The organism is Actinoplanes sp. NPDC023801 (assembly GCF_040639655.1).
GTDB lineage: Bacteria > Actinomycetota > Actinomycetes > Mycobacteriales > Micromonosporaceae > Actinoplanes.
In genome coordinates, this window is sequence record NZ_JBFAAI010000033.1 from 91188 (window position 1) to 99427 (window position 8240).

General features: G+C 69.8%; 10 protein-coding genes. 8 read left to right on the forward strand and 2 right to left on the reverse strand.

All coding sequences use genetic code 11. The annotated features are described in order from the left end of the window. Positions 1–9 precede the first annotated feature (9 nt). Positions 10–1047, forward strand: a complete 1038-nt coding sequence (locus AB0G04_RS37715) for an endoglucanase (protein WP_360993302.1) — start codon at positions 10–12, stop codon at positions 1045–1047. A 52-nt stretch (positions 1048–1099) separates the two neighbouring features. Here the strand turns inward: AB0G04_RS37715 and AB0G04_RS37720 are convergent, their stop codons facing one another. Then, on the reverse strand, positions 1100–1741 hold the full coding sequence (locus tag AB0G04_RS37720; RefSeq protein ID WP_360993305.1) for an HAD family phosphatase: 642 nt from the start codon (positions 1739–1741) through the stop codon (positions 1100–1102). Between the two features lie 146 nt (positions 1742–1887). Between AB0G04_RS37720 and AB0G04_RS37725 the strand changes: the two genes are divergently transcribed. From AB0G04_RS37725 to AB0G04_RS37740, 4 genes are all read left to right on the forward strand, one after another. After that, positions 1888–2268, forward strand: coding sequence for a hypothetical protein (locus tag AB0G04_RS37725; protein WP_360993306.1), 381 nt, complete (start codon positions 1888–1890; stop codon positions 2266–2268). Positions 2269–2588: 320 nt separating this feature from the next. Beyond that, a complete protein-coding gene (locus AB0G04_RS37730) occupies positions 2589–3230 on the forward strand; it encodes a thioredoxin domain-containing protein (RefSeq protein WP_360993308.1) in 642 nt (213 codons plus the stop codon). Next, positions 3227–3832: a vitamin K epoxide reductase family protein gene (locus tag AB0G04_RS37735; protein WP_360993311.1), complete on the forward strand. Its 606-nt coding sequence runs from the start codon at positions 3227–3229 to the stop codon at positions 3830–3832. The genes AB0G04_RS37730 and AB0G04_RS37735 overlap by 4 nt, the downstream gene beginning before the upstream one ends. A gap of 259 nt (positions 3833–4091) precedes the next feature. Further along, positions 4092–4988 carry an alpha/beta hydrolase gene (locus tag AB0G04_RS37740; protein ID WP_360993314.1) on the forward strand — a complete coding sequence of 299 codons (897 nt, stop codon included), beginning with the start codon at positions 4092–4094 and terminating at the stop codon, positions 4986–4988. Positions 4989–5014: 26 nt separating this feature from the next. On the opposite strand, the gene AB0G04_RS37745 is transcribed toward AB0G04_RS37740, so the two are convergent. After that, entirely contained in the window at positions 5015–5566 is a 552-nt protein-coding gene (locus AB0G04_RS37745; RefSeq protein WP_360993317.1) for a QsdR family transcriptional regulator, read from the reverse strand. A gap of 80 nt (positions 5567–5646) precedes the next feature. Here AB0G04_RS37745 and AB0G04_RS37750 point away from each other — a divergent pair, with 80 nt between their 5' ends. The 3 genes from AB0G04_RS37750 to AB0G04_RS37760 form a co-directional block, all read left to right on the forward strand. Beyond that, positions 5647–7581, forward strand: a complete 1935-nt coding sequence (locus tag AB0G04_RS37750) for a hypothetical protein (protein ID WP_360993320.1) — start codon at positions 5647–5649, stop codon at positions 7579–7581. A gap of 78 nt (positions 7582–7659) precedes the next feature. Next, positions 7660–7899: a hypothetical protein gene (locus AB0G04_RS37755; RefSeq protein WP_360993322.1), complete on the forward strand. Its 240-nt coding sequence runs from the start codon at positions 7660–7662 to the stop codon at positions 7897–7899. An 81-nt stretch (positions 7900–7980) separates the two neighbouring features. Then, on the forward strand, positions 7981–8240 hold a 260-nt coding region (locus AB0G04_RS37760; protein ID WP_360993325.1), incomplete at its 3' end, for a YciI family protein.

Consider the following 8240-nt stretch of genomic DNA (forward strand, 5'->3'; position numbering starts at 1 on the left):
GAGATTTTTTTGCGACGTGCCAAGCTGCCGATGTTCCTGACAGCTCTGACCGCCGTAATCGCGGGTGTCACCACCGTTGTGGCGCCGGCCGCGGCTGCCGCGACCGGGGAGTCCTGCACCACCGACGCCAAGCTCGTGCCGTCCTGCGGCGTGATGTGGGGCGGCGCCGCCGGCGGGTTCACCAGCAAGCCCCGCGACGTGGAGCACAAGAACTGGGAGAAGCTGAGCGGACGTACCGCGACGATCTTCCACACGTACCACAAGGGCGACGAGGCGTTCCCGACCAAGGCCGAGATCGCCATGACCAACGACCCGGCCAAGCCCCGGGTGCTGCTGCTGAACTGGAAGATCGCGTACGGCTCGAACTGGGCCAAGGTCGCCAGGGGTGAGCAGAACAAGCGCATCGACGCCTTCGCCAAGCGCATCAAGGCGTACGACAAGAAGGTCTTCCTGGTTCTCAACCACGAGCCGGAGAACGACGTCGTCGCGAAGAAGGGCTCCGGCTGGGAGGCCAAGGACTTCGCCGCCATGTACCGCCACACCATCAAGCGGCTGCGCGCCCAGGGCGCCGGCAACGTCGTGAACGTGATGGCCTACATGGGCAACGAGAAGTGGATGGCGCAGTCCTGGTGGAAGGACCTCTACCCGGGCGACGACGTCGTCGACTGGATCGGCCTGGACTCGTACGTCTCGGTGGAGAAGGGTTACTACCACTTCGGCACCTTCGCCGACCTGCTGGACCGTAAGCCCAAGGGCGGCGGCCTGGGCTTCTACGACTGGGCGACCACCAAGCACGCCGGCAAGCCGATCATGATCGCTGAGTGGGGCGGCTACCACCGCATCGGCCGGACCACCGACAAGTCCGCCGTGTACAACAGCGTCGTGCCGCAGCTGGCCAAGCGCCCCGCCATCAAGGCGATCGTGCACTTCGACACCAAGCGCGACGACCAGGGCAACCGTGACATCAGCATCGACAGCACCAAGGCGGGCCTGGCCGCGTTCCGCAAGCTGGCCGCCGACCCGATCTTCGATGTGAAGCTCGGCTGACCTCCCGCAGTGCCGCGAGCCGCCACCCCACCCGGGGTGGCGGCTCGCGCCGTCATGCCCCGGTGCGGATGATGTCCGTCAGCTCGGCCAGGGTTTTGATGCGACAGGTGGCCCGGGAGAAGTCCTGCGATGCGGTGAAGTCGTTGTGGACGACGGCGCAGTCGATCCCGGCTGCCACCGCCGAGCTCAGGCCCCGGGAGGAATCCTCCACGACGAGAGTCTCCGCGGGGGTGGCTCCGAAGCGCTTCAAGCCGGTCAGATAAGGCTCCGGGTGCGGCTTGGCGTGTTCGTAGTCCTCGCGATCGAGGACGAACTCCATGAATCGCCTGATCCGGCGTTTCTCGTGGATGAGGTCGAAGTCCGCCCGTTTTGCGGTCGTCACGATCGCCATGCGGACGTACTTCGACAGTTCGGCGAGCGTGTCGATGACGCCCTCGATCTCGATGGCCTCGGCTCGCAGGTACTCCCGGTAGTACTCGTCCCGGGTCGCACGCTGCCGGCTGATGACCGACTCGTCGGCACCGGCAGCCCTGGCCTGGGCCCAGGTGCCCCGTCCGTGCGCCATGTCCCGCAGATATCGGTCCTTGTCCAGGGTGAGGCCGATGTCGGCCAGGGCGCGTTCACCGGCTCGGAAGTACCAGAACTCGGTGTCCACCAGAACGCCGTCATGATCGAAGAGGATGTACTTCTTCACGCCGTGATCCTTCCCCATGGCCCCCGCTCACCCGGGCTGGACAACACCGTTGTCTCAGCCACGCTGAGACAACGGTGTTGTCCAGCCCGATCGTGGCTGCCGCCCCGAGGTGGTCCGGAACATCGACGGGCTGGTTAACTGGTGGCATGTTCGTGTGTCCGCGACGCCCCGGCCTCCGGCCGCTCGCGATCGTGGCCACCGTCATGGCGCTGCTCCTGCTCGCCGTGAGTCAGCTGTCCCCGCCCGGTAACTACGGCGCCGATGTCGAAAGCCCGGTCATCGCCGTCATGCAGGCCTCGTGCGGACACGAACATCCGGGCGATCAGACGCGCTCGCATCAACAGCGGCAGGGCGACACCTGGACCTCGGTCGCGCAACCGCGGCTGCGCCCACCCCTCGAGGCGGCCGGCTTCTTCCTGCCCGTCGTGCTGACCGCGCCGGGTCTCGTCGCCGCACCCGCTCCGGCCGCCGACTGTGTCACCGTCGTCGCCCCGGTGGCTGACCAGCCGGGCGTTCTGCGCATATAGCCGCCTCCTGACCCGGCTCCGCCCGCCGCGCCTGTCCGCGGCCGGCCGGAACTCGTTGCCGGGCCTCGGACCCATCCTTTGAGCACCCCTCTGCGCGCGGCTGTCGCCGCCCGCGTCCGCCGGCCCGGAAGTCCGCGCCCAGATATCAACGTCGCTCGATCACACGGTAGGTAGGTGCCGTGGTGGCCGGGCGTGCACCAACCGATCCCATCCTTCACGAAAGGGACCACGCCATGCCGACCAGCAGGACTGGAACACGCCCGTCACGGCCGAACCGGAAGGCGGGAAAGGCCGCCCGGCAGCTCACCGGCAAGCCGGGCATGAGTACGAATCTCAAAGTGACCCTGAGCGTGCTCGGGGCGGCGCTCGCGGTGCTGCTGCTGGTCGTGGCCGTCAACCTGACCGAGCCGAAGCCGCCGGCGGGCGCTGCCGATGTGGTGCGCGAAGACAGCCACCGGCTCTCCACGGCCGCCGACGGCAAGGTCACGATCGTCGAATTCCTCGACTTCGAGTGCGAGGCCTGCGGCGCCGCGTACCCGGGGGTGGAGCGGCTGCGGGCCGAGTACGGCGACCGGATCACCTATGTGGTGCGTTACTTCCCGATCGCCGGCCACCCCAACGCCTTCAACGCCGCGCACGCCGCGGAGGCCGCCGCCCGGCAGGGCAAATTCGAGCAGATGTACGTCAAACTCTTCGACAACCAGGCGGCGTGGGGTCACACCGAGGAGTCGCGGGCGCCGGTCTTCGAGGGGTACGCCGCCGAGCTCGGCCTCGACATGGCGAAGTTCCGGGCCGACGTGACGTCGACCGAGGTCGCCGAGCGGGTCAAGTCGGACGCCGCCGACGGGACGGCGCTCGGGGTGCAGGGCACGCCGACATTCTTCGTCAACGGCGAGAAGTTCACCGACCGGCCGTCGTACGAGGCGCTCAAGGCGGCCGTCGACAAGGGGCTGAGCGAGTGACGCACGACGGCACTGCACGGCCGGTGATCACCGACCGGCTGATCGGCTGGATACTCACCGTCGGCGGGCCGGCCGGAGCGCTTGCCGCGTTCGTGCTGGCGGTCGAGAAGGTGGCGCTGCTCAAGGACCCGACCTACACGCCGTCGTGCTCGATCAATCCGATCCTGTCGTGCGGATCGATCATGACGACGGCGCAGGCGGAGGTGTTCGGCTTCCCGAACCCGCTCATCGGCTTGGCCGCGTTCCCGGTCGTCGCGGCGACCGGTGCGGCCGTACTGGCCGGGGCCCGGCTGCCGCGATGGTGGTGGCTGTCGCTGCAGGCCGGGGCGCTGCTCGGGGTCGTCTTCGTGCACTGGCTGTTCGTGCAGAGCCTTTACCGGATCGGCGCGCTCTGCCCGTACTGCATGGTGGTGTGGGTTGTCATGATCTTGATCTTCTCGTATCTGACGCTGCACAACGCCGAACGTGGACACCTGCCGGCGCCCCGCCGTGTCACCGGCGCGCTGCTCGCGGTGCACAGCACGGTCCCGCTGCTCTGGCTGCTGATCCTGACCGGCCTGATCGGCGTCCGGTTCTGGGACTACTGGAGCACCCTGCTCTGAGCCGCGGCAACTTTCCCGGGCCGGGAACGGCGACCTGAATGGAGACCTCCCGGCCCGGGATGAACCGCCTGAAACCGTCAAGTGGAACGTGGGATCGCTCCCAATTATCGGATCGGCGTCGTGCTTTCGCAGTTAATGTCCGGACCGCCGTCTCACAACGTCCGGCACCCATTGAGAACACCATTCCGGAACCTTCAGGATCCCTTGGCGAGCGGAATTCCCATTCCGTGCGCGATTCCGTCCGTACAAGGGAGAAGCTTTGTCCTCGAAGTTGAAGTCACGCCGTGCCCGGGTGCTCACCGGGGCGCTGGCCGCCGTCGCCCTGAGCGTCGCCGGCATCACCCTGATCCCGTCCGCGAACGCGGCGACCCAGGCGTTCCCCAAGGGCCCGGCCCCGAGCACCAGCAGCATCGAAGCGGTTCGAGGGCCGTTCGCCACCGCGCAGACCACCGTGTCCCGGCTCGCCGCCAGCGGTTTCGGCGGCGGCGACATCTACTACCCGACCGACACCAGCGCCGGGACCTTCGGCGCGGTGGTGATCGCACCCGGCTTCACCGCCTCGAAGTCGAGCATGGCCTGGCTCGCACCGCGGCTGGCCTCGCAAGGCTTCGTCGTGTTCAACATCGACACGCTGAGCACGTCCGACCAGCCCGACAGCCGCGGCCGGCAGCTGCTCGCCGCCGCCGACTACCTGACCGGCAGCAGCAGCGTCCGCAGCCGGGTCGACGCCACCCGGGTGGCCGTGGTCGGTCACTCGATGGGCGGCGGCGGCACCCTGGAGGCGTCCCGCACCCGCCCGTCGCTGCAGGCCGCGATCCCGCTCACGCCGTGGAACCTGACCAAGTCATGGAGCCGTAACACCGTGCCGACCCTGATCGTCGGCGCGGACGGCGACTCGGTGGCATCGGTCTCGTCGCACGCCGAGCCGTTCTACAACAGCCTGCCGGCCAGCCCCGGCAAGGCGTACCTGGAGCTCAACAACGCCAGCCACTTCGCGCCGAACAGCTCGAACACCACGATCGCGAAGCACAGCATCGCCTGGCTCAAGCTGTTCGTCGACAACGACACCCGCTACCAGCAGTTCGTCTGCCCCGGCCCGCGTGCCGGCCTGGCCGTCCAGGAGTACCGCAGCACCTGCGCCAACTTCACCATCTGACCGCCGAAGCGGGCGCTGCTGCCGGATCACGCCGGCAGCAGCGCCCGCAGAGCCGGCTCGGCCATCTCGAAGCTGATCTCCCGCATCCCCAGGATGTCGCTGTAGACCACCGACTCGATCAGCCGCACATAGAGGAACGCGCGCCGGCGCATCTCCTCCGGTTCGCCGGTGAGCCCGGCCGCCTCGAAGATCTCCAACTGGGCGTCGACCGCCCGATGATGCACCCCGGTCCCCGTGGTGAGCAGCACCCGCGCCGCGGTCTGCGGCTCCTCGGCCACGAACTGCCGCAGCTGCTGCGCGCCGGCCATCAGCTCGGCGAACTGCCGGGACACCGCCAGCACCCGGTCGGCGCCCGTCCCGGTGGCCTCACCGGTCGCCTCGGCCAGGAAGATCCGCCCGATCGCCCAGAACACCTCGCCGAGCAGTGCGTCCCGGCTCCCGACCATCCGATAAAGGGTCGCCCGGCTGATCGCCAATTCACCGGCCAGCAGGTCCATATCAATGGTCGAGTGTTTCAGGTAATGCATCGCCGCGCCGCGCAGCAACGCGTCGGGATCCACCACACGACGAGGAGGCAAATCGAACTCCCTCCTATCCTTGAATGGTGTTCGGGGCCGAATCGTAACCACTGTCATACCCTCCGGCTAGGTTCCCAGGCATGCTGAACGATCTCGACGCGGTGGACTGGTCCGGGCTCGAGCACGCCTACGGGGCGGCCGACGACGTGCCCGGTCTGCTGCGTGCCCTCGCCGCCGGCGACCGTGAGGCGCTGTCCAGCCTGTACGGCAACATCTGGCACCAGGGCACGGTCTACGAGGCGACCGGCCACGCCGTGCCGTTCCTCGTCCGCATCCTCGACCTTCAGTCCGCCGACCCGGGAGACGTGCTCGGGCTGCTCGCCTCGATCGCCGAGGGGTCGTCGTACCACGCCGTCCACCGGCCGCTGCTGCCCCGCTCCCGGCGCGACGACGACGAGGTCGCCGGACAGATGGAGACCGAGCTCGGCTGGGTCGCGGCCGCGGTCCGCGCGGTGGCCGCCGGGACGCCCGTCTACCTGCGGCTGCTCGCCACCCACCCGGACGAGACCACCCGGGCCGCCGCGGCGCACCTGCTCGGGACGCTCGGCACCGGCCACGGAATCGCCGAGGAACTGCTGCGCGCCGCCGCCGGCGATCCGGCCGAGCCGGTCCGGGCAGCCGCGGTGCTGTCGTCGTACCCCTTCGGTGTCCCGGTGACCGGTTCGCTGACCGACCGCGCGGCGCTGCCCCGCCTGGCCGCCGCGATCATCACGCTGGCCCGATCCGATGCGGACACCGAAGCCCTCGAGGCGATCATCGAACGGGACGCACCCGCCTGCCTGCACACCGTCGACCGGCTCCCGACCGGCACGGCCAACGGCCTGTCCTGGGTCGCCGACGCGGTCGCACCGCACTGGGACGTGCTGACCCGGCTCCTGACCGCCTGGCTGCGCCACCCCGACGCGACCGTACGAGAGGCCGCCGCCCGCGCCGCCGAGGTGCCGCTGCACGCCTGGCGCCCGGCCGCGGGAGCACTGCTGCCGGCGTTGACCGCGGCGGCGCAGGACCCGGCCGACGCGGTCCGCGACCCGGCGCTGCGGCATCTCGCCGCCGTCGGCCGGGGCGCCGACCTGCTGTGGGCGGCCGCCGATCGGACTCCGCCGGCCGCCCGGCCGCGCGGATGGTTCGCCGAAGCCGGCCTCCCTCACATCGCGCTGACCTCGCTCGCGCGGCTGCGTGACCCGCGCGCCGACACCCGGCTCGCCGAGCTGCTGCGCGCCGGTACCCCGGAGCGCAACGAACTGGGGGACGCGGTCGACGCGCTCGGGCCGTGGGCCGTCGCGTGCCGGGAGGTGATCCTCGACGCCGTCGAGGCCGCTCCGGCCGGACACACCCGGGCATGGCTGATCCGGGCCGCCGGCCGGATCGGTGTGCCGGTCGCCGGTCTGGTGCCCATGCTGCGACGGCAACTCGCCGGTCATCCCCGGTCGGCCGGCACCCTCCTCGCCGGTCTGGGCCCGGCCGCGGCGGCCGCGTTACCCGAGCTCACCGATCTACGGTCCGGTGACGACGCCGACGATCAGCTGACCGCCGCGTACGCCCTGTGGCGGATCACCGGCGGCATCGACGACCTGCTCGGTCTGCTGCGCATCCACCTCCGCAAGCTGTGGGCGCTGGAGCTGCTGGCCGGGGTGGGTCCCGATGCGGCCGGACTCGCCGGGATGCTGCCACCGATGTTCGAGGACGACAGCGAGTGGCGCGTGATCCATGCCGCGGTCGCGTACTGGCGGCTGACCGGCGACGCCGAGCCGGTGGTGCCGGTGCTGATCCGTCTCGTCGCGCCGATCCCGTGGGGTGTGCTCGCGGTGCGTACCCTCGCCGACATCGGCCCGGCCGCGCCGGCCGCTATCCCGGTGCTGCGGGAGCACGCCGCATCGCCGTACCGGCAGGCGGGGAAGATCCCCGAGGACGACGGCTGGGCCGCTGTCTGCGCTCATGCCCTCGCCCGGGTCCGCGGGTCGGACCCGGGGCCCTGGCCCGAGGTCCCGGTGCCGGAGGCCTTCGCCTGTCCCTGACCTATCACCTGGGGTATAGCTGGGAATCCGGCCGCAGCGGGATCCGCCGGGGGTGCCCCGCCCGCCAGACTTTCTCCCATGTCCACGATCGAAACGCGGGTAGAGAATAAGAACTCCTGGTCCGAGGTCTACTGGGAGTTCGGTGGCCTGGTGGGTTGTGTGCTCGGCACGGTCGTGCACGTGACGGCCCGGAACGGCCAGTTCGATGACACCGTGCTGCGCCACTGGTACTGGCAGGTGGCCGCCGTCCTGGCGGTGGTCGGGCTTCTCGAGCTCGTCCTGCACGCGACCGATCCGGCAAGATTCTTCCGGCGGTGATGTCGAGAACGGCCACACGGCTCCGTCCCCGGTGTGAAGAGCGACCGGAATGGGTCGTACCAGCACCGAGGAGAACCTGTCATGGCGAAGTATCTGCTGCTCAAGCACTACCGGGGCAACCCGGCCGCGGTCAACGACGTGCCGATGGACAAGTGGACGCCGGAGGAGGTCTCCGCCCACATCAAGTACATGAACGACTTCGCGGCCCGGCTGGAGGAGAGCGGCGAGTTCGTCAGTGGTGACGCCCTCTCGCCGGAGGGGACGTGGGTCCGCTACGACGGGGAGGGCCGTCCGCCGGTCACCGACGGGCCGTTCGCCGAGACGAAGGATCTGATCGCCGG